The sequence below is a fragment of the Jiangella anatolica genome (assembly GCF_003236295.1).
GTDB classification, from domain to species: Bacteria; Actinomycetota; Actinomycetes; order Jiangellales; family Jiangellaceae; genus Jiangella; species Jiangella anatolica.
Genome location: NZ_POTW01000031.1, coordinates 43700 through 63259 on the forward strand (window position 1 = coordinate 43700; position 19560 = coordinate 63259).

Consider the following 19560-nt stretch of genomic DNA (forward strand, 5'->3'; position numbering starts at 1 on the left):
ACCCGTGCGCACCGTAGAGCCTGAAGTCCACCTCATCGCCCGGCCCGACTTCGACTACGACGAGGTCGCGGCCTACCTGAAAGAGGTCGGCGGCGAGAGCTGGCTGGAACGCGTCGACCGTGGTGAGCTCGACGACGCGCAGAACCTGGCCGAGTTCGCCGGCCGGATCTGCTACCGGTCGTGGGAGCCGGGCCTGAACCCGAACGTCTCCCGGATCCGCACCGACCAGGCCGAGTACCTGCGCAACATCCTGTCCAGCGCGCACGGCTCGGTCCTCGAACACGTCAACTTCTCCTTCGTGCTGCACAACGTCAGCCGGGTCGCCACCCACGAGCTGGTGCGGCACCGGGCCGGCGTCGCGATCTCGCAGGAGTCGCTGCGCTTCGTCCGCCTCGACGACATCCCGTTCTGGTTCCCCGACTGGGCGCGCGAGGACCCCGAGCTGATGGAGCGGGCCGGCGACCTGCTGACGCAGCTGGAGGAGTTCCAGCACTGGATGGCCGGCCACTTCGGCCTCGACGAGGACGGCGTCAAGTTCGGCGAGAAGAAGCACAAGACGTCGTTCATGCGCCGGTTCGCGCCCGAGGGACTGGCCACCGGCCTGGTGTGGACGGCGAACGTGCGCACGCTGCGCCACGTCATCGAGAACCGCACCGCGCCGGGCGCGGAGGAAGAGATCCGGCTGATCCTCGGCAAGGTCGGCGCCCTCATGGTCGAGGAGGCGCCCGCCCTGTTCGGCGACTACACCGTCGAGGACGGCGTCTGGATCCCCGGCTGGCGCAAGGTCTGAGCGTCACCGAGGCCGAACAGCTCGGCGGCGTTGCGCCACATCACCAGCTCCTCCTCGACGGGGCTCAGCTCGGCCGCGCGGATGGCGCCGAGCGTCACCGCGGGGTGAATGAGGGTGGCGTCGCTGCCGAACATCAGCCGTTCCGGGCCGATCCGGTCCAGCACCCAGCGGATCCGGCCGGGCGCCGGCGTCGACCAGCAGGGCTCGAACCAGATCCGGTCGGACCGTCGCGCCGCCTCCGGCGCCAGCGGCCAGGACGGCCCGCCGAGGTGGGCGGCGACGACGCGAGCGCCGTCGACCCGGGCGACGACGTCGGCGAGGTCGACGATCTCCTCGCCCCACGTGTGCACCAGCACCGGCAGGTCGTACGAGGCCAGCAGCGTCAGCGCGTCGGCCATCGCGGCCGAGCCGCCGGGTGAGCCCGCGTAGTGGGTGTGGATCTTCGCGCCCACGAACAGCCCTGTGGGCAGCAACGACGACAGCTGCGACGCGGCCAGGTCCAGGTCGCGCGGGTCGACGACGAGCAGGCCGCGCAGCCGTGGCTGAGCCTCCAGCACGGGCAGCAGCGCCGGGTTGCCGGTCAGCGGGTCGTAGACCACCGCCTCGACCGCCGACACGAGCTGGACGTCGATCCCGCACTCGTCCATCACCCGCAGGTTGACGGCCGCGTCGGCGACGTCGGTGTGGAAGAACCACGGCCCCCAGTGCCCGTGCACGTCGATGATCACGCCGTCACCCCCAGCAGCCGGTTCAGATTCCCGCCGGTGACGAGCGACCGCTCGGCGGCCGACAGGCCCGACCCGGCCAGCCGGTCCACGACGGCGGCGGCCTCGAACCAGCCCGGCCGGGCGCCGAACACCAGCCGCTCCACGCCCGCCGCCTCGGCCAGCAGCTCCCAGCCGTCGATGTCGCCGAGCAGCCGGGTCGACGCGTGGAAGCCGGGCTCGTCGCGGGCCAGCAGCACGAAGTCGCCCAGGTGGTAGAAGTGCGCGTCGACGAAGACGGCGGACGCGCCCAGGCCGGCCAGCGCCGGCCCCACGACCCGCACGTCGCCCTCCACGAGCAGCACCAGCCCGGCCTCGGCGGCCGAACGGGCCACCGCGCGCAGCCCTGGCGCCGTCGCCGGGACCTGCTGCCGCTCCGGCGCCAGCCGCACCGCGCGAACGCCCAGCGACGCCGCACGGGAGACCTCGGCGAGCGCCGTCAGCGGGTCGCGCAGGTCGACGCCGGCGACGGCCTGCCAGCCGTGCTCCGCCGCGACGGCGGCGCGCGCCTCGTCGTTGCCGCTCGGCGCGTCGAACAGCAGGGAACGCAGCGACGTCACCAGCCCGCCGCCGATCCCGAGCTCCGGCAGTGCGCCCGCCAGCTCCACGCCGGACAGCCGGGTCCCGGTCACGATGTCGCGGCCGACGAGGAGGTCGCAGTCGAGGATCACGACGCCACCAGCGCGCCGTGCACCTTCGCCACTCCGGCGATGATGTCGTCGACGTCCGCGTCGGTGAAGTTCTCGTTCCACGGCACCACGACCAGCCGCCGGTACACGAGATCCTCGGCGACCGGGCAGAGGCCGTCGGGGTACTCGTGGCCGGCCAGCGGGTAGCCGGAGCGGCCGTAGGTGAGCGGCGTGCGCAGCACCGGCTCGGCGTACAGCGGCCGGGCCAGGTACCCCGCCAGCGCCGGCACACCTTCCGCCGTCAGCGCCGCGCCGTACCGCCGCAGGCCGGCCTCGTCCAGGCCGTCGACCAGCAGCGGGTAGTACCAGTAGACGTGGTCGCCGTCGTCGGGCGGCAGGGTCAGGCCGGGCAGGCCGGCCACCTTCGCCGCGAACGCCGCCGCCGACGCCCGCCGCCGCTCCACCACCCCCGGCAGCTTGCCCAGCTGCGCCCGCGCGACCGCCCCGACCAGCTCCGTCATCCGGTAGTTGAGCGCGTAGTGCAGGTAGCCGCGCTCGCCGGTCTCGCGCGGCCAGCCCTTGTCGGCGAACCGGCGCATCCGTAGTGCGAGGTCCGGATCGTCGGTGGTGACCAGGCCGCCGTCGCCGGCGGTGATGTGCTTGTACTGCTGCAGGCTGAAGCAGCCCAGCTGCCCCACCGTGCCAGCCAGCGGCCCGCCGGGACGAACGGGCGCGAGGTAGGCCTGCGCGCAGTCCTCGATCAGCACGATCCCGGCCCGGTCGGTCAGCTCGCGCAGCCGGGCCACCGGCGCCGGCTTGCCGAACAGGTGGACGGCGACGACGGCGCGGGTGCGCGGCCCGATCAGCGCGGCGACGGCGTCCGGGTCCAGGTTGCCGGTGACCGGGTCGACGTCGGCGAAGACCGGGATCGCGTTCTGCGCGAGGATCGGCGTCACCGTGCCCATGTCCGAGATCGGCGGGACGATGATCTCGTCGCCCGGCTCCGGGTCGACGGCGGCGACGGCGAGGTGGATCGCCGCGGTGCCGCTGCTGCAGGCCACCGCGTACCGGGTGCCGATGAGCGCGGCGAACTCCTCCGTCAGGGCCTTCACCTCGGTGCCCCAGACGCCGGAGAGCATGCCGCTGCGCAGCACCCGCAGGACGGCGTCCTCCTCCTCGGCGCCGATGGTGCGACCGGACGCGGTGAGCGGCGACGGCAGCGGCCGCCCCGGGTCGCGCACCGGTGTGCCCCCGTCGATGGCCAGCCTCTGCACTGCCTCGCCCGCCTCCTGTCGATCGACACTCATCGTATCGGCCTAGCCCGAAAAATTGCGGTGGTGGCTACAGTTGCCCCATGGACACCTCGATCGGCGTGGTCGGCCCGCACGACCTGGTCGACAGCGTGGCGGCGATCTGCGAGGAGCAGGCCGGGGTGCGCGTGCACCGCTTCGACTACGACCACGAGACCCAGGCCACCGCGATGGTCACCACCCACGCGTCCGGTGTCGACGCGTGGCTCTTCACCGGCATCGTGCCCTACACGATCGCCCACGACGCGCTGACGCGCCCGGCGACGTTCGTCGACTACAGCGGCTCCACGCTGCTGGAGGCGCTGGTGCGGCTGCTGCGCGACGGCCACGACGTCACCCGGCTCTCGGTCGACACGCTCGACGCCGCGCAGGTGCAGGGCACGCTGCGCGACGCCGGGGTTCCGGTCGCCGACGTGCGGACGCTGCCCTACCGGCCCGGCGCGACTGCCGCGGACTTCGCCGCGTTCCACCGCCGGCACGCCGCCCGCCAGCCGGACACCGTCGCCGTCACCTGCCTGGCGTCGGTGCACGACGAGCTCAGCGGCGAGCTGCCGGTGTTCCGGCTGGCGCCGTCGCGGCAGTCGGTGCGGGCCGCGTTGCGCCAGCTGCTGCTGTCGGCCACCAGCCAGATCCAGGAGGACGCGCAGGTCGCGCTCGGGCTGGTCGAGGTCGAGCCGGCCACCGAACTGGGCGACCTCGCGCGCGAGGTGGGGCTGCTCGGCGGCTCGCTGTCGCGGTACTCCGAGACACTGTCGCTGATCGTGACGACCCGCGGGCCGCTGCACGACGCCTCCCGCGGCTTCACGGCACTGCCGCTGCTGCACCGGCTCGGTCAGCGCCACGACGTCGTCCGCGTCGGGTTCGGCATCGGGCACAGCGGCGCCGAGGCCGAACGGCTGGCCCGCCGGGCGCTGACCCGGGCTCGCAGCCACGGTGCGGTCGCCGCCGTCGTGTCGTCGCGCAACGACGTCGACATCCTGCTGGAGGCGGTGGCGCCGGCCGAGGCGCCGGCGGCCGAGCAGAGCCGGGCCGTCGTCGCCAGCCGGGTCGGGCTGTCGATCGGCACGCTGGACCGGCTCCGCGAGATCACCACCGCCACCGCCGACCGCCCCCTCACCACCCGCGACGTCGCCGACGGACTCGGCGTGCAGCTGCGGACCGCACGCCGGATCCTGCAGCGGCTGGAGCTGGCCGGCTGCGCCGAACGCTCCGGCAGCCTGGAGTCGGGGACGATCGGGCGGCCGCTGACGCTGTACCGGATCACGCTCTGAGCCAGCGGTCCAGCCGTTCGGCGATGAAGGTGTCGTCGCGCAGCTGGGGGTAGGCGGCCCAGATCCGGTCGATCTCGGCTTCTTGCCCGGGTGAGAGGACCTCGGCCTGGTCCAGGCACCACAGCCCGGCGAGCAGGCCTTGGCGGCGCAGCACTTCGTGGATGCCGGGCACGCAGCCGTGGAAGTGGTGGGCGGCGTCGAAGATGGCGGCGTTGGCGTCGGTGAGGACGGGGTTCAGCGCGAGCAGCTCCCGCAGCGCGGCGTCGTCGCCGGCCTTGGCCCGCCCGGCCGCCGCCAGCATCGCCACCGCGCCGCGCACCCACACCGCCCACTGCCCCAGCAGCCCACCGACGACCTCGATCCGTTCGCCGCCGGAGGTGTAGGTGGTGAGCAGGTCGGTGACGATGTGGTCGTCGTTGCCGGTGTAGAGGGCGACCTCCGTGGCGCGGCCGGACGCGGCGATGCCGTGCACGACCTCCAGCGTGGCGTAGCGGTCGAACGGCGCGACCTTGATCCCGGCCACCGACGGCTGTGCGGCCAGCCGGGCCCAGAACTCCCGGTTCAACGGACGGCCGCCGACGGCGGGCTGCAGGTAGAACCCGATCACCGGGATCACCTCACCCACCACGCGGGCCCGCTCGATCAGCTCATCCTCCGACGCGTCGCCGGTCCCGTACGGGGTCAGCAACGCCAGGTCATAGCCCAGGCCGCGGGCCAGTTCGGCCTCGGCGACCGCCTGCTCGGTCGGCCCCACGATGCCCGCGATGAGCACCGGCGCCTGCTCGGGGTACTCCCCCGCGGTCGCCGCGGCCAGCTCCAGCACCGGCGCCAGCAGCCCACGGCCGGGCTCGTGCACCGCGAACTGGGTCGTGTGCACCGCCACCGCCAGCCCGGTCGCGCCGGCCTCGACGTAATACCTGGACAGCGCCCGCTGCCGGGCCTCGTCGAGCTTGCGGTCCTCGTCCAGCGCCAGCGGGTGCGCCGGGATCACCCCACCGGCGTGGAACCGCTCCAGCGCGCTCGCCATCAGAACTTCCCGTCGCGACGCTGGAACTTCGTCGGCTTGCCCAGCGTCGGCAACCCCGCACGCACCCACGCCGCGGTCGCCTCGACCAGCTCCGGCACCGTCACATCCGGATACCCGAACAGGGCGTGGCAGCGCTGCGCGTTGCTCAACAGCGCCGTCGGCGCCTCCACCCCGGTGAACGACACCGGCTTGCCCAACGCCGCGGACAGGTCGCCGGCCAGCCGGCGCACCCCCAGCGTCTCCGGCCCGGTCAGGTTCAACACCAGCGGCGGCGCCGCCGCGTGCAGCAGCGCCCGCAGCGTCACCTCGTTCGCATACCCCTGCCACACCAGGTTCAGGCTGCCCATCGTCACGTCCACCGGCTCACCGGCCTCGATCGTCTGGGCCAGATCCAGCAACACCCCGTACCGCATCTCCACCGCATAGTTCAGCCGGATCAACGCCATCGCGGTGCCGTCGCGGCGCGACACCGCCTCCAGGATCCGCTCCCGGCCCAGGCACGACATCGCGTACTCACCGATCGGGCCCGGCTCGACCTCCTCGGTCGCGCCGCCGCTGCCGACCTCGACCAGCGGGTACACGTTCCCCGTCGACAAGGCGCTGATCCGGGCACCCTTGTAGCGGCGCGCCACCCGCCCCGGCAGGTACACGTTGGTCTCCCACGTGCCGGCCTGGTTGCCCTGCGTGCCGAACTTCGCCCCCACCAGATACACCACATTCGCCGCGTCCGGCAGCCCCGCCAGCGCCTCATCATCGGTCACATCGGCCGCCACCACCTCAGCGCCCGTGGCCGCCATCGCCTCCCGCGACCCCGCCCCGGTGTACCGCGACACTGCGAACACCCGGGCACCGGTCCCGGCCGCCTCGATCCCCCGCACCGCCAGCCGGACCAGGCTCACGCCCAACTTGCCGCTCGCCCCCACCACGACCAGGTCGCCGTCCAACCGGGCCAGGTCCTCCACCAACGCCGGCCGCGGCCGCGAAAGTCGCTCGTCGAGCTCGTCGATGCTGCGCACCCGCACCCTCCATCATCGTACTTACGGTCCAGACCGTATTTTGCGGAGCGTGCTGGTGTCAAGGTGAGAACTTGCACTCCAGGGGGTGGTTCCGGGGCCGTCGGCGGTGCTGCGCTTCTCGTTGGCCGGCCCCTGCTGCCCACTTTCCGGACCACGTTCGCATCTCACCGGCCAGCGGGTGCTCGCTTTGCGGTGTTTGCCGGAGTGTGGACGCTCATGATCATCAATGATCGGGTACATCACTACGCTTACCCGCGCGCCACCAGGCCTACATTCGTGGTGATGACGCCCAGCGAACGTCACAGCGACCCGGCCCAACAGCCGGCCGGAGAGGCCAGCGGACCCAACCACCCGTCAACCGGCGCCCGACAGACCGCCAGGAGAGAGGCCAGCGAGCCCGGACCGGCGCGAACACCACGCCCCAGCCCGGCCAACGAGCAGCGGGACGGCAACGGCAGCTACTCAGCGGCCAGGCCGGCCCCGTAGACGATGGCGAACCCCACCGCGAAGCCCGCGGCCGAATGGTCGAAGATCAGGGCCAACACCAGCCCCAGTCCGAACGCGATCATGAATCTCTTCGCCAGCTTCTGACCCATCGCCACTCCTGCCAGTGGTGGGGACAACGCCGGTTCCATGATCAGTCAGGCGGCCCGGTTCCGCGCAAGCGAAAGTCTCACATTGAGGGACAGCGCTCTCGGTTTCGCCCCGATGTGTGCCGGTACGTCACCCCCGCGGGAACGCCCGCCGGTCGCCGAAGACCCGCCGAACCGCCGTGACGACGTCGTCGGCGCCGTCCGGGCCGGCCATCAGCTGCGGCTGGCGCAGCCAGAACACCGTCGCCGCAGCGCCCTCGGCGCCAGGCGCCGGCAACGAGCGCACCTGCCCCTCGAGCGCCGCCAGCCCGCCCAGCGGCGGGTACCCGTCGTCGACGGGCACGCCCTCGGCCGCGAGCGCCTTGCCGGCCCAGCCGCGGTCCACGCCCGGCGCGGCGCGCAGCAGCAGCAGGTGCCGCGAGTCCGCCGTCGTCCCGGCGGGCTGTGGCACGACGGAGAGCGGCCCGCCGTCCGCCGCCAGCGCCGCCTCCACCCGCCGGGCGAACGCGTCGCGCGCGGCGACCTCCTCGTCGAGCCGGTCCAGCCACGGCAGCAGGAGCGCCGCCTGCAGCTCGGTCATCCGCAGGTTCCAGCCGACGCCGGCGTGGTGGTACCAGGCGCCGTCGCGGACCCGGCCGACGTTGCAGGCCGACCACACCCGGGCGGCCAGCTCGTCGTCGTCGGTGACGACCAGGCCGCCCTCGCCGGCGGTCATCGCCTTGCTGGACTGGAAGCTGAACGTGCCGGCCGTCCCGTGCGCGCCGACCGGCCGGCCGCGATAAGCCGCGCCGTGCGCCTGCGCGCTGTCCTCGACGACGGCCAGGCCGTGCTCGGCGGCCAGCGCGAGCAGCTCGTCCAGCGGCGCCGGGCTGCCGGCCAGGTGCACGGGCATGACGGCGCGGGTGCGCGAGCTCAGCGCGGGCCGCACCGTGTCCGCCGTCAGGTGCAGGTGGACGGGATCGACGTCGGCGACGACCGGCACCGCGCCGAGCAGCAGCACGGCCGTCGCGCAGGCGACGAACGTGTACGCCGGCACGACCACCTCGTCGCCGGGCCGGACACCGGCGGCGCGCAGCGCGACGAACAGCGCCAGCGTGCCGTTCGTCAGCACGATGCCGTGCTTCGCGTCGTGCCGGGCCGCGAACGCCGTCGCCAGCCGCTCGCACAGCGGGCCCGACGTCGCGCCCCAGTCGCCGCTGTCGACCACCTGCGCGAGCAGCGCGCGCTGCGCGTCGGAGGCGGGCGGCGGCCAGGCCGGCCAGGGTGCGCTGCGGGCGGGGGCGCCGCCGTCGATCGCGAGGGTCGTCATGACGTCTCCTGCAGGGCGGTGGGAAGGCGCGGGCCGAGCAGCCGGACGGCGTTGCCGCCCAGCACGAGTGACCGGTCAGCTTCTGACAACCGAGCGAGCCGGACCTTCCCCAGGCCCGGCCGCGGGTCGAGGAAGCACGCGTCGGTGCCGAACAGCACCCGGTCCGCGCCGGCGGTCGCGACCATGCGCTCCAGCCAGCGGGTGGTGAGCCGGGAGCCGCAGATCTCCAGGTACAGGTTCGGCCGCTCGGCGGCCAGCCGGGCGGCCCGGTCGAAGCCCTCCGGCCACAGCCCGGCGTGGCCGAGCAGGAGCGGGACGTCCAGGTGCCGGCGGGCCAGCTCGGCGAGGTCGCCGGGGTCGGAGTACGGCGAGTGGGTCTGCCCGTGCGACAGCACCGGGACGCCGGCCGCGGCGGCCAGCTCGAGCAGCGGCTCGTACCGCGGGTCGGTGGCGGCGCACAGGTGCGTGTCCGGGTGCAGCTTGAGCCCCCACACGCCGGGCCGGTCCAGCTGGTCGCGCAGCACGGCGGCGGCGTCGCGGCGGTGCGGGTCGGCCACCAGCCAGACGCCGATCCGGTCCGGGTGCCGCTGCGCCTCGGCCAGCGCCAGCTCGTTGCCGGCGACGGTGTCCCGGCCGACGGCGACCAGGTGCGACACGCCGACGGCGTCGATGCCGATGGCCGCGTTCGTCGCCAGCAGCCAGTCCGCGTCGGGCTCCGGCACGAAGAAGTCGGCCCAGGCGCCGACGTGGCCGTGCGCGTCGATGACCGGGCTCATGTCGTCACCCTCGCCGTCAGCGCGTCGAAGGAGCCGGCCGCGATCAGCTCGACGTCGGCGGCCGGCAGTCGCAGGTGGTCCAGCTGGAACCGCGGCCCGGCGTCGTCCCACACCGGCGCGCCGGTGCCGAAGACGAGCCGGTGCGCGCCGGCCTGCCGGGCCAGCCACTCGATCGCGCCGGCCGCGACCAGCGTCCCGGTCTCGACGTGCACGCCCGGGTGCTCGGCGACCAGCTCGGCCAGCTCGCGCAGCGACCGGTAGCCCGGCGAGAGCACCAGGATCCGCAGCCCCGGCACGGCCGCCGCCAGCGCGTGGACGCGGTCCAGCCCGGTCTCGCCGGCGTCCAGCGCGACCGGGATGCGCGCCGCGGCCAGCTCGTGCCACCAGCGCAGCGCCACCGGCCCGGTCAGCGCGAACCGGTGCCGGACCGGGCAGGCCCGCACCATGGCCGGCGCGTGCGCGACGACGACGCCCGGGTCGTCCGGCCAGCCGGCGCCGGCCACCGCGGGCAGGATCACCGGGACGCTGACCAGCCGCTCGTCGGCGGCCGGCGCCGGCTGCTGGTAGGCGGGGTCGCCGTAGAGCCCCTCGCTCGGGGTGACGGCGGCGCCGTCGACGCCCAAATGGTCCAGCTCGGCGAGCAGCCCGGCCACGTCGGCGGAGGGCACGTCGTCGCCCGGTACCGGACCGAGCAGCCGGTGTGCGTCGAAGATCCGCACCGAACCGGTCAGCCCTTCAGGCCGGTCGTCGCGATGCTGTTGACCAGGTACCGCTGCAGCACGCCGAAGATCACCAGGCACGGGATCACGCTGATCGCCGCCGACGCCATGAGCCGCGCCCGCGTCACCGTCTCGGCGTTCAGCGTCGACAGCCCGACGGTCAGCGTGCGCATCTCGTCGGTCTGCGCGATCACCAGCGGCCAGAGGAAGTCGTTCCAGTGCCACAGGAACACGAAGATGCCCAGCGTCGCCAGGACCGGCTTGGTGAGCGGCAGCACCAACCGCCAGAACACCGTCCACTCCCCCGCGCCGTCGATCTTCGCCGCGTCGAACAGGTCGTCGGGCAGGCCCTTGATGAACTGCCGCATCAGGAACACCGCCTGCGAGTTCGCCAGCGTCGGCACGATCAGGCCCCAGAACGTGTTGACGCCTTCCAGCTTCGACACCAGCACGAACATCGGGATCAGCGTGGCCTGCACCGGCACCATGAGCGTCGCGAGGAACGACCACATCAGCACGTTGCTGCCCGGGAACCGCTTGCGGGCGAACGCGTACCCGGCCATCGCCGCCGTCAGCAGGATCACCACGACGGAGACGATCGAGTAGACGAACGAGTTCAGCGTCCAGCGCAGGAACGACGACGCCGAGAGCACCGCGGACAGGTTGTCGAACGTGACCTCGTCGGGCACCTGCTGCGGGATCGTCGGCGCGCCCTCGGGCGTGATCGCCAGCACGAACACCGCGATGAACGGCACCACCGTGAACACCGACGCCAGGATGAGCAGCACGGTCAGCCAGGCGTTGGCCCCGCTGCGGCGGCGCCGCCTGCGGGTGGGCGGTGGCGACGACGTCGCCGTCGCGGGCGGTGCGGTGAGCGTGGTCACGTGTTCTCCCGGTCCAGGACGTAGCGCTGCACCAGCGAGATCAGGAGGACCACGAGGAACAGCATGACGCCGATGGTGGCGGCGTAGCCGAAGTCGAAGAACTTGAAGCCCTGGTCGTAGAGCATGTAGACCAGCCCGTACGACGCGCGGGCCGGTCCGCCGCCGGTCATGACGTAGATCGTGTCGAACACCTGGAACGCCACGATCGTCTCGATGACCACCACGAAGAACACCACCGGCCGCAGCAGCGGCATGGTGATGCGGCGGAACTTCGCCCACGCGCCGGCGCCGTCGAGCGTCGCGGCCTCCATGACGTCCTCGGGGATGTTCTTGAGCCCGGCCAGCAGGATCAGCATCGAGTAGCCGAAGCTCTTCCACACCGACACGACGGCCAGCGACCCCAGCACCATCGCCTGGTTGCCGCTGAGGAAGGCGAGCGGGCCGAGGCCGATGCGCTCCAGTGCGCCGTTGACCAGCCCGTCGGAGTCGTAGATCCAGATCCAGATGATGCCGGCCATGACGAACGAGGTGACGTACGGCAGGAACAGCAGCCCGCGGAACAGCCCGCGGCCGCGGATCACGTGGTGCAGCATCGACGCCGTGCCGAGCGACACCACCAGCGTCAGCGGCACGTACATCACCGCGTAGAGCAGCGTGACGCGCAGGCTCTCGAAGAACAGGTCGTCCTCGATCAGCCGGCTGTAGTTCTCCGCGCCGATGAAGGAGAAGTCCCCGCTGAGCCGGTAGTCGGTGAAGCTCATCCCGATCGCACCGAGGCTCGGCACGAACCGGAAGATCACGAACAGCACGAGCATGGGCAGGACGAAGATCACGCCCCAGCCCGGGTCGCGGACGCGCTGCCGCCACGTCGGGCGGGACGGCGCCGTGCGTTGCAACGTCATACGGTTCTCCTCGCCCGCCGCAGGGCGGCCGCCGGGATGGCGGCCGCCCTGATCATGTCGGTGCCGGCGCGGTGGTCAGCCGCCACGGGCGATCAGGTCGCGCGCCTCCGCGGCGGCGTCGGCCAGCGCGTCCTCGGGCGACTTCGAGCCCTGCAGAGCGGCCTGCAGCTGCGCCGACAGCACCGCCATGACCTGACGGGAGGTCGGCTGCACCTCGCCCGGGCGAGCGTACTGCAGCGCGTCGGCGAGCGTCGCCAGCGCCTCGTCGCCGGTGGGCGCCTCGACGTCGGTGCGGGCCGGGAACGTGCCCGCCTCCGCGTTCAGGCCCGCGTTGACCTCCGGGCTGGCGATGAACGAGGCCACCTCGTACGCGGCCTCCTCGTCCTCGTTGATGCTGGTCAGCGCCAGGACGCCGGGGATGCCGAAGCTCACCTGCTCCTCGCCGGTCAGCGGCGCGCCGACGACGACGTTGTCGGCGCCGAGGGCGGTGCGCATGATCTCGATGTCGGGCAGCGTGATGGCGTACGTCATCGCCGTCGTGCCCGTGGTCAGCGGCCCGCCGTCGACGAGGTTCGTCTTCGTCGCCGCGTCGGCCGGGAGCCCGCCGGCCTCCTGCAGGTCGAGCAGGAACTGCAGCGCCGCCATGCCCTCCGGACCGTCGAAGGCCACGTCGGAGCCGTCCTCGGTGAAGATGGTGCCGCCGGCCTGCCACAGCAGCGGGTAGAAGGTGAGGTTCAGCGTCGTCTCCGGCGAGCCGGAGTAGTCCAGGACCGAGACGCCGTTCGCCGCCAGCGCGGGCGCCGCCGCGAGGACGTCCTCCCACGTGGCCGGCGGCTCGGTGATGCCGGCCGCCTCGAACGCCGCCATGTTGTACGCCGTCGTGGTGCTGGTGTGGTAGATCGGCACCCCGTACAGCTCGTCGTCGAACGTGACGACGTCCAGCGCGCTCGGCAGGAACGCGTCGCGCTCATCCTCGATCGCACCGTCCAGCGGCTTCAGCCCGCCGCTGACCTGGTACTGCAGCGTCTGGTCGGGCGTCAGCAGGACGAGGTCCGGGCCCTGCCCGGACGCGATCGCGGTCGCGATCTTCTCGTCGCGCCCCTCCCACGGCTGCTGCTCGATGGTCAGGTCGATGTCGTCGTGCTCGGCCTCGAAGTCGGCCTCGACCTGGTCCCAGAACGCGATGCTGGCGTCCTGGTCCGGGATCACCGGGTACATCCACACCGTGATCTCGGACGAGCCACCACCACCGGCCGTGTCGTCATCAGCCCCGCCGCAGGCGGCCACGGTCAGCGCGGCTGCAGCCGCGACTGCCACACTTCGAACTCGCACCGGAATCCTCCTCGCCCATGACCGGCGAATACCGGCCTGGGCCGAAAGTACAGTTGGCGACGTCGGCCGTCAAGGCATTGCGGCACTCGCCTGGCCGGTTGTCACCCGATCGGTATCGGCCACCCCGGATGTCGGTGTTTTCGGCCGTCGCCGGGTCCGTGACGCGGCAATTACGGCCTCAGCCGAATATGGCGCTCCGGTTACGCTCCGCGGGCTCGCGCGGTTCGGCCGGCACCCGCGGCATCGGCGCTGAGCTCACCGGCCAGCGTCAGCCAGGTCGTCACGGGGATCGTGCCGGCCGCCGCCGGCGGGTCGATCCCCGTCGACGTGAGCAGCCGGTGGGCGCGCTTCTTCGGCACGTGCGCACCGAGCACCTCGCGGGCCGGCCGCCGCGGCGAGCGGTAGGCGTCCTGCAGCAGCCTGCGGGCCAGCCGGGTCTGCGCCCTCGTCACACTGGTGCGGCGGCGGACGACCAGGTGCGCGGAGTCGACCGAGGGCGCGGGCCGGAAGCTGCCGGGCCGGACCCGCCCGGCGATGCTCAGCTCGAACCGGGCCTGCCACCACGCGACCTCGAGGTCGCGCGGGTTCGGGTCGGTCATCCGCTTGGCGAACCCCCACTCGACCAGCAGGTCCGCTCGGCTGATCGAGGTCGTCTCGGGGTCGAGCAACCGGCGCAGCAGCGCCGTCGAGATCGCGTACGGGATGTTCGCGACGACCGCGTAGGGCCGCCGCGGCAGCATGACCGTACGCGCGTCGGCCTCGACCACGCGCACCTCGCCGACGCCGTCGAAGCGGCGCTGCAGCTTGGCGACGAAGCGCGGGTCGCGCTCGACGGCGATGACGCGGGCGCCGGTCGCCGCCAGCGGCACGGTCAGCGCGCCCAGGCCGGCGCCGAGCTCGACGACGAGGTCACCGGGACCGGCGCCGGACGAGCGCACCATCCGGGCGCTGACCGCGGGGTCGCGGAGCAGGTGGATGCCGGCGTGGTTCGGACGGGAGTGGGAGTGGGTGCGTGCATGGCGCGGCATGGGCGATCACACCAATCGGGATCACGGGAGTCGGAGGACGTCGAAAAGCCGCGCCGTGCGCCTCGGGTGTGGTCACCGAGGGACGGACGCGGCTGCGGCGTGCTCCCGTGATGCGGCCCGGACCCCGTTCAGCCGGGGGTCAGCCGCTGGTACGCGAAGCTACGCCGTGACGTGCCGGCGGGGCCGCCAGAACGCCACAGCGCGGTTGTCTGTCATCCCCATGGTTCTCAGCCTAACGGGCGGCCCCGGCCGGAGGCCAACGAATTCGCCCTAGCGGAGCGCGACGCCCAGGAGGGCGTCGGCGGTGGCGGCGACGAGCGCCGGCGCCTCGGTGTCGTCGCCCGGGGTCGCGGCCCAGCGGTCGATCGCGGCCAGCGCGCCGGGCGAGTCGAGGTCGTCGGCGAGGCGGTCGCGGACCTCGGCCAGCACCGCCGCCGCGTCCGGTCCGGCCGGCCGGGCCACGGCGGCGCGCCAGGCGGCGAGCCGGTCGGTCGCCGTCGCGAGGACGCCGTCGGTCCACTCGCGGTCGGCGCGGTAGTGGCCGGAGAGCAGCGCCAGCCGCACGGCGGCCGGATCGACGCCGTCGGCGCGCAGCCGGGAGACGAACACGAGGTTGCCCAGCGACTTGGACATCTTCTCGCCGTCCAGGCCCACCATGCCGGCGTGGGCATAACGCGTCGCGAACGCGCCGGCCACGACGTGGGCGTGTGACGCGGACATCTCGTGGTGCGGGAAGATCAGGTCGTTGCCGCCGCCCTGGACGTCGAACGGGACGCCGAGGTACTCCATGGCGATCGCGGCGCACTCGACGTGCCAGCCGGGACGGCCGGCGCCGAACGGGCTGTCCCACGACGGCTCGCCCGGGCGGGCCTTCAGCCACACCAGCGGGTCGAGCGGGTCCTTCTTGCCGGGCCGGTCCGGGTCGCCGCCGCGCTCGGCGAACAGCGCCCGCATCTGGTCCTCCGGCAGCCGCGACACCGCACCGAACGCCGGGTCCGAGCGCACCGAGAAGTAGAGGTCGCCGTCCACCTCGTAGACCGACGGCTCCATCCGCAGGATCAGCCGGGTGATCAGCGGGATCGCCTCCACCGCGCCGACATACGCCGACGGCGGCAGCACCCGCAGCCAGGCCATGTCCTCGGTGAACAGCCGGGTCTCCTCGTCGGCCAGCTCGCGCCAGTCCTGCCCGGTCTCGGTCGCCCGCTCCAGCAGCGGGTCGTCGATGTCGGTGATGTTCTGGACGTAGCGGACGTTGTGGCCGGCGTCGCGCCAGGCCCGGTTGAGCAGGTCGAACGCGACGTACGTGGCGGCGTGCCCGAGGTGGGTGGCGTCGTACGGGGTGATCCCGCAGACGTACATGGTCGCCGTCGGGCCCGGTTCCAGTGGGCCGGCGGCGCCCGTCGCGGTGTCGTGCAGACGGACGGGCAGGCCGCGCCCGGGCAGGGCGGGCACGTCGACGGAAGACCAGGCTCGCATGATCTGCTCAGCCTAAATGTTCAGAAGACGGGCCACGGCACCGGCATCCGCCCCTCGGGACTGGGCATCGTCCCGCGGGCCAGCAGCGCGTCGATCCGCTCCGCCGTCGCAGCGACCTCCTCCTCGGCCAGCAGCGTGCTCAACGTCGCGCCCAACGGCCCGTCGACCAGCGCCCGAAGCCGGGTCAGCTCGGACCGCTCATCGGCGGTGAGCGCGGAGCCGGCCCACCCCCACAGCACGGTGCGCAGCTTCGGGTCGACGTTGAAGCAGACGCCGTGGTCGACCCCGACGACGTCGGCCACCGACGGTGCGACGGCCCGGTCGCCGACGAGCACGTGCCCGCCCTTGCGGTCGGCGTTGTTGACGACGGCGTCGAAGACGGCCAGCCGGCGAAGGCCCGGGTCGTCGGCGTGGACGAGCAGCACCGGCGAGCCGTCGCCGTCGACCGCCTCGAGGATCGGCAGCCACCTGTCGACCGGGGCCGACGCCGGGATGACGTCGACCTTGCCGGCGCCCAGGTCGGACTCGCCCTGGTCCATCCACGCCTGGCACATGCCGGCGCCGAACGGCCCGTCCTCGCGCAGCACCGTCGGGGGCACCAGGTGCCAGCCGGCCGCGTCGGACACCTCGTACGCCGCCGCCTCGCGCGCGGCCAGCGTGCCGTCGGGGAAGTCCCACAGCGGCTGCTCGCCGCCGACCGGCTTGTAGACGCACCGCGCCGACGCGTCGCCGTGCGTGACCCGGCCCAGCAACGTGAGGTTCGACGCGACGACGAGCCGGCCCTCGATGGTCAGCTCGCCCTCGCGGAGCAGGCTCAGCAGGTCCACGGCGGCGTCAGTCCCGCCGCCGGTAGCCGTTCTGCCGGGGGCAGACGTGCCCGGACGGGTCCAGCGGCAGGCTGCACAGCGGGCACGGCGGCCGGCCCGCGGCGACGACGGCCTGGGCGCGCTTGACGAACGCCCGGGCGGCCGCGCCGTTCAGCCGCACCACCATGACGTCGCGGTCGGACTCGTCGGGGTCGTCCGGCGGCTCGGTGTCGTCGTCGACGACGGCGTAGGCGGCCATGACGATCTGCTCGTCCTCGGTGTCCCAGCGCAGCGTCATCGCCCCGACCCGGAACTCCTCGACGATCGGCTGCTCCAGCGGGTCGGCGTCCTCGAGCTCCGGCGGCGCGACGGCGGGGACGGAGGTCAGCCCGCCGGCCCGGCGCAGGATCTCGTCGAGCATGTCGTCGACCCGCTCGGCCAGCACCGACACCTGCTCCTTCTCGAGCAGCACACTCACGAGTTTGGTGGCGTCGCGGGCCTGGAGGAAGAACGAGCGCTCACCGGGACGCCCGACGGTTCCGGCGATGAAGCGCTCGGGCTGATCGAATCGGTACACCTGCACGGCCACCCAGAAAGCCTATCTCGCGGCCGCCGCCGAACCATGATCTATTCCGCCGCGTCGCCCGCTCCCCCGCCGACGACGGCGTCGGAGCGGGTCGCACGGCGGCGACGGCGCGCCGGCGAGCGCAGGAACCCCAGGTCGCCGCCGGTGTCGTTGACGCGGAGCACGAACGGCCGCCGCTCGGTGAACGAGACGACCGAGACCGAGCACGGGTCGACGACCAGCCGCTGGAAGTGGTCGAGGTGCAGGCCCAGCGCCTCGGCGACGACGGCCTTGATCACGTCGGCGTGCGAGACGGCGAACCAGACGGCGCCGGCACCGTGCGACGAGGCCAGCTCGGCGTCGCGCCGGCGGACGGCGTCGACCGCGCGCTGCTGGACCGCGCGTAGCGACTCCCCGCCGGGGAAGACGACGCCGGACGGGTGCTCCTGGACGACCTTCCAGAGCTTCTCGCGGCGCAGCTCGCCCAGCGGCCGGCCGGTCCAGTCGCCGTAGTCGCACTCGATCAGCCCTTCGTCGGCGACCACGTCGCGGCCGGCCGCGATCGCCGTCGCCGTCTGCACGCACCGTTCCAGCGGGCTGCTGACGACCGCCGCCGGGCGGACCGGCTCCAGCCGCCGCGCCAGCGCTTCCGCGCCGGCCCGGCCGGTGTCGTCGAGGCCGACGCCGGGCGAGCGTCCGGCCAGCACACCGGTCACATTGGCGGTGGTCCGGCCGTGGCGGATCAGGACGACAGTGGGCATGTGGGAAGCCTACGAGGCGTACCGATCGGGTGAACATGTGGCCAGAAGGTCGCGCCGATCACCGAAATGGGTTATCAAGTCTTCAGACAAACGTCTTCGTCGCCGGGACCGTTCGGCCCATCCGGGCTTCGCGCGTCGGGCACGAAAGGGGGACGCGACGCCGATGCGGAGCCTCAGACGACGCCGAGTGGCGGCCATCGCCGCCACGGCCGGCCTCGCGCTGGCCGCCGTCGGCGCGCCCGCCGTCGCGGACCCGTCCGTCACTCCGCCCGCGGCCACCCAGCCGCCCGCGCATCCGCCCACCGACGGCGCCGCGGAGACGCCGCCCGACGACCTGCCGCCGGGCACCGTCGCGCCGCCGCCGGTCGAGGCGCCGCCCGCGCCGGGCGACCCGGAGGACGCGTACGCGCAGGGCCTCGAGGGCGCCCAGACCGTCGCCGTCGCCGAGGCGCAGCGGCTCCTCGCGCAGGTGATGGCCGACCTCGACTCCGCGCAGGAGGTGTTCGCCACCGCCTCCGCGGCCGCCGACGACGCCCGCGCCAGCGACGTCCACGCCAAGCAGCAGCTGCGCATCGCGACCGAGTCGGTCGCCCGCACACAGCGCGAGATCGACGAGCTGGACGCCCGCTCCGAGGCGACCCGCAACACGATCGGCACCATCGCCCGCGAGGCCTACCAGGGCAACAACCTCGCCGCCCTGGGCGTCGTCCTCGGCGCGGAGACGCCCGACGACCTCGCGTCGCGGTACATGGGCATGCGGACGCTGCTGCGCACGGCCGACGGCGCGCTCGGCGAGATGGCGAACACGCAGGCCGAGCTGGCCAACGCGCACGCCCGGCTGGAGGGGCAGCGGCAGTCTCTGGAGACGGTGGCGAACGAGGCCGGCCGGTCGCTGGCGGCACTGGAGACGGCCGAGGCGGCGGCGCTCGCGGCCCGGCAGGTCGTCGACAACACGCAGACGCTGGTCGAGGCGGCCGTGCAGGCGGCGGCCGACGCCCGGCTGCAGGACTACCAGCGCTACATGGAGCTGCTGCAGCAGTCCACCGAGGTCGGCGAGTTGCTGGCGGCGGCGAACTACGGCCCCGGCTTCGGCACCGGCACCTTCATCCGGCCGGCGACGGGCCCGACGACGTCGGAGTACGGGCAGCGGCTGCACCCGATCCTCGGCTACGTGAAGATGCACACCGGCCTCGACTTCGGCCGCGGCGACGGCCGCATCTACGCCGCGGACGCCGGCACCGTCATCGAGGCGCGCTGGAACAACGCCTACGGCAACATGGTGATCCTCGACCACGGCATCGTGAACGGCCAGCGGCTCACCACGATGTACGCCCACCAGGCCGACCTCATGGTGACGCCGGGCCAGCGCGTGGAGAAGGGCCAGTACATCGGCAACATCGGCTCGACCGGCTACTCCACCGGACCCCACCTGCACTTCGAGGTCCGCCTCGACGGCCAGCACACCGACCCCTGGCCGTGGGTGGCCAGCGCCCCGCTCCCCGGCGGCGCCGGCTAGCGGACCGGGTCGGCGAGCGCGCGGTCGAGGGCGGCGAGGCCCGCCGGCAGCCAGCTGGGCTTGCCGCCGTAGCGGCCCTCCTCCCC

20 protein-coding genes are annotated in these 19560 nt (G+C 73.4%); 3 read left to right on the forward strand and 17 right to left on the reverse strand.

The annotated features are described in order from the left end of the window. The first annotated feature begins 4 nt into the window (after window positions 1–4). Window positions 5–790, forward strand: coding sequence for an FAD-dependent thymidylate synthase (gene thyX, locus C1I92_RS14795; protein ID WP_111255424.1), 786 nt, complete (start codon window positions 5–7; stop codon window positions 788–790). On the opposite strand, the gene C1I92_RS14800 is transcribed toward thyX, so the two are convergent. From C1I92_RS14800 to C1I92_RS14810, 3 genes are read right to left on the reverse strand one after another with little or no spacing between them, the layout of a single operon-like run. After that, window positions 742–1518, reverse strand: coding sequence for an amidohydrolase family protein (locus C1I92_RS14800; RefSeq protein WP_111255425.1), 777 nt, complete (start codon window positions 1516–1518; stop codon window positions 742–744). The two genes, thyX and C1I92_RS14800, sit on opposite strands and share 49 nt — an antisense overlap. Next, a complete protein-coding gene (locus C1I92_RS14805; protein WP_111255426.1) occupies window positions 1515–2225 on the reverse strand; it encodes an amidohydrolase family protein in 711 nt (236 codons plus the stop codon). Before C1I92_RS14805 ends, C1I92_RS14800 begins: the two co-directional genes overlap by 4 nt. Next, on the reverse strand, window positions 2222–3490 hold the full coding sequence (locus C1I92_RS14810; RefSeq protein ID WP_111255427.1) for a DegT/DnrJ/EryC1/StrS family aminotransferase: 1269 nt from the start codon (window positions 3488–3490) through the stop codon (window positions 2222–2224). The genes C1I92_RS14805 and C1I92_RS14810 overlap by 4 nt, the downstream gene beginning before the upstream one ends. A 47-nt stretch (window positions 3491–3537) precedes the next feature. On the opposite strand from C1I92_RS14810, the gene C1I92_RS14815 reads away from it, so the two are divergent. Beyond that, entirely contained in the window at window positions 3538–4764 is a 1227-nt protein-coding gene (locus C1I92_RS14815) for a response regulator (protein ID WP_111255428.1), read from the forward strand. On the opposite strand, the gene C1I92_RS14820 is transcribed toward C1I92_RS14815, so the two are convergent. The 14 genes from C1I92_RS14820 to C1I92_RS14880 form a co-directional block, all read right to left on the reverse strand. Continuing rightward, the gene (locus C1I92_RS14820; protein WP_111255429.1) at window positions 4754–5791 is read right to left on the reverse strand and encodes a dihydrodipicolinate synthase family protein; all 1038 of its coding nucleotides are present in this window, start codon (window positions 5789–5791) and stop codon (window positions 4754–4756) included. The genes C1I92_RS14815 and C1I92_RS14820 overlap by 11 nt on opposite strands. Then, window positions 5791–6807, reverse strand: a complete 1017-nt coding sequence (locus tag C1I92_RS14825) for an NAD-dependent epimerase/dehydratase family protein (protein WP_111255442.1) — start codon at window positions 6805–6807, stop codon at window positions 5791–5793. The genes C1I92_RS14820 and C1I92_RS14825 overlap by 1 nt, the downstream gene beginning before the upstream one ends. 458 nt (window positions 6808–7265) lie before the next feature. Further along, window positions 7266–7403: a hypothetical protein gene (locus C1I92_RS33835; protein ID WP_158564140.1), complete on the reverse strand. Its 138-nt coding sequence runs from the start codon at window positions 7401–7403 to the stop codon at window positions 7266–7268. A 127-nt stretch (window positions 7404–7530) separates the two neighbouring features. Next, the gene (locus C1I92_RS14830; protein WP_111255430.1) at window positions 7531–8709 is read right to left on the reverse strand and encodes a DegT/DnrJ/EryC1/StrS family aminotransferase; all 1179 of its coding nucleotides are present in this window, start codon (window positions 8707–8709) and stop codon (window positions 7531–7533) included. Then, the gene (locus tag C1I92_RS14835) at window positions 8706–9485 is read right to left on the reverse strand and encodes an amidohydrolase family protein (RefSeq protein WP_111255431.1); all 780 of its coding nucleotides are present in this window, start codon (window positions 9483–9485) and stop codon (window positions 8706–8708) included. Before C1I92_RS14835 ends, C1I92_RS14830 begins: the two co-directional genes overlap by 4 nt. Beyond that, window positions 9482–10204 carry an amidohydrolase family protein gene (locus C1I92_RS14840; RefSeq protein ID WP_111255432.1) on the reverse strand — a complete coding sequence of 241 codons (723 nt, stop codon included), beginning with the start codon at window positions 10202–10204 and terminating at the stop codon, window positions 9482–9484. The genes C1I92_RS14835 and C1I92_RS14840 overlap by 4 nt, the downstream gene beginning before the upstream one ends. Before the next feature lie 8 nt (window positions 10205–10212). Continuing rightward, window positions 10213–11088, reverse strand: coding sequence for a carbohydrate ABC transporter permease (locus tag C1I92_RS14845; protein WP_199521243.1), 876 nt, complete (start codon window positions 11086–11088; stop codon window positions 10213–10215). Next, window positions 11085–11990 carry a carbohydrate ABC transporter permease gene (locus tag C1I92_RS14850; RefSeq protein WP_111255433.1) on the reverse strand — a complete coding sequence of 302 codons (906 nt, stop codon included), beginning with the start codon at window positions 11988–11990 and terminating at the stop codon, window positions 11085–11087. Before C1I92_RS14850 ends, C1I92_RS14845 begins: the two co-directional genes overlap by 4 nt. 75 nt (window positions 11991–12065) lie before the next feature. Then, complete coding sequence (locus tag C1I92_RS14855; protein WP_199521244.1) at window positions 12066–13322, reverse strand: ABC transporter substrate-binding protein; 1257 nt, start codon at window positions 13320–13322, stop codon at window positions 12066–12068. A 200-nt stretch (window positions 13323–13522) separates the two neighbouring features. Continuing rightward, window positions 13523–14350, reverse strand: coding sequence for a ribosomal RNA small subunit methyltransferase A (locus tag C1I92_RS14860; RefSeq protein WP_111255434.1), 828 nt, complete (start codon window positions 14348–14350; stop codon window positions 13523–13525). Window positions 14351–14620: 270 nt separating this feature from the next. Then, window positions 14621–15826, reverse strand: coding sequence for a cysteine--1-D-myo-inosityl 2-amino-2-deoxy-alpha-D-glucopyranoside ligase (mshC, locus tag C1I92_RS14865; RefSeq protein ID WP_111255435.1), 1206 nt, complete (start codon window positions 15824–15826; stop codon window positions 14621–14623). Window positions 15827–15846: 20 nt separating this feature from the next. Continuing rightward, window positions 15847–16653, reverse strand: a complete 807-nt coding sequence (locus tag C1I92_RS14870; protein ID WP_111255436.1) for an SCO1664 family protein — start codon at window positions 16651–16653, stop codon at window positions 15847–15849. Between the two features lie 7 nt (window positions 16654–16660). Beyond that, entirely contained in the window at window positions 16661–17221 is a 561-nt protein-coding gene (locus C1I92_RS14875) for a DUF3090 family protein (RefSeq protein WP_111255437.1), read from the reverse strand. 38 nt (window positions 17222–17259) lie between these two features. Next, on the reverse strand, window positions 17260–17958 hold the full coding sequence (locus tag C1I92_RS14880; RefSeq protein WP_111255438.1) for a histidine phosphatase family protein: 699 nt from the start codon (window positions 17956–17958) through the stop codon (window positions 17260–17262). 187 nt (window positions 17959–18145) lie between these two features. Between C1I92_RS14880 and C1I92_RS14885 the strand changes: the two genes are divergently transcribed. Further along, a complete protein-coding gene (locus C1I92_RS14885) occupies window positions 18146–19474 on the forward strand; it encodes a peptidoglycan DD-metalloendopeptidase family protein (RefSeq protein ID WP_111255439.1) in 1329 nt (442 codons plus the stop codon). The last annotated feature ends 86 nt before the right edge of the window (window positions 19475–19560 follow it).

Excerpts from the sequence above, each read along its gene's own strand:
- C1I92_RS14880 (WP_111255438.1), bottom strand. The coding sequence starts at position 17,958 with ATGCCCACTGTCGTCCTGATCCGCCACGGCCGGACCACCGCCAATGTG.
- C1I92_RS14810 (WP_111255427.1), bottom strand. The coding sequence starts at position 3,490 with ATGAGTGTCGATCGACAGGAGGCGGGCGAGGCAGTGCAGAGGCTGGCC.
- mshC (WP_111255435.1), bottom strand. The coding sequence starts at position 15,826 with ATGCGAGCCTGGTCTTCCGTCGACGTGCCCGCCCTGCCCGGGCGCGGC.
- C1I92_RS14835 (WP_111255431.1), bottom strand. The coding sequence starts at position 9,485 with ATGAGCCCGGTCATCGACGCGCACGGCCACGTCGGCGCCTGGGCCGAC.
- C1I92_RS33835 (WP_158564140.1), bottom strand. The coding sequence starts at position 7,403 with ATGGGTCAGAAGCTGGCGAAGAGATTCATGATCGCGTTCGGACTGGGG.
- C1I92_RS14815 (WP_111255428.1), top strand. The coding sequence starts at position 3,538 with ATGGACACCTCGATCGGCGTGGTCGGCCCGCACGACCTGGTCGACAGC.
- C1I92_RS14850 (WP_111255433.1), bottom strand. The coding sequence starts at position 11,990 with ATGACGTTGCAACGCACGGCGCCGTCCCGCCCGACGTGGCGGCAGCGC.
- C1I92_RS14820 (WP_111255429.1), bottom strand. The coding sequence starts at position 5,791 with ATGGCGAGCGCGCTGGAGCGGTTCCACGCCGGTGGGGTGATCCCGGCG.
- C1I92_RS14830 (WP_111255430.1), bottom strand. The coding sequence starts at position 8,709 with ATGACGACCCTCGCGATCGACGGCGGCGCCCCCGCCCGCAGCGCACCC.
- C1I92_RS14860 (WP_111255434.1), bottom strand. The coding sequence starts at position 14,350 with ATGCCGCGCCATGCACGCACCCACTCCCACTCCCGTCCGAACCACGCC.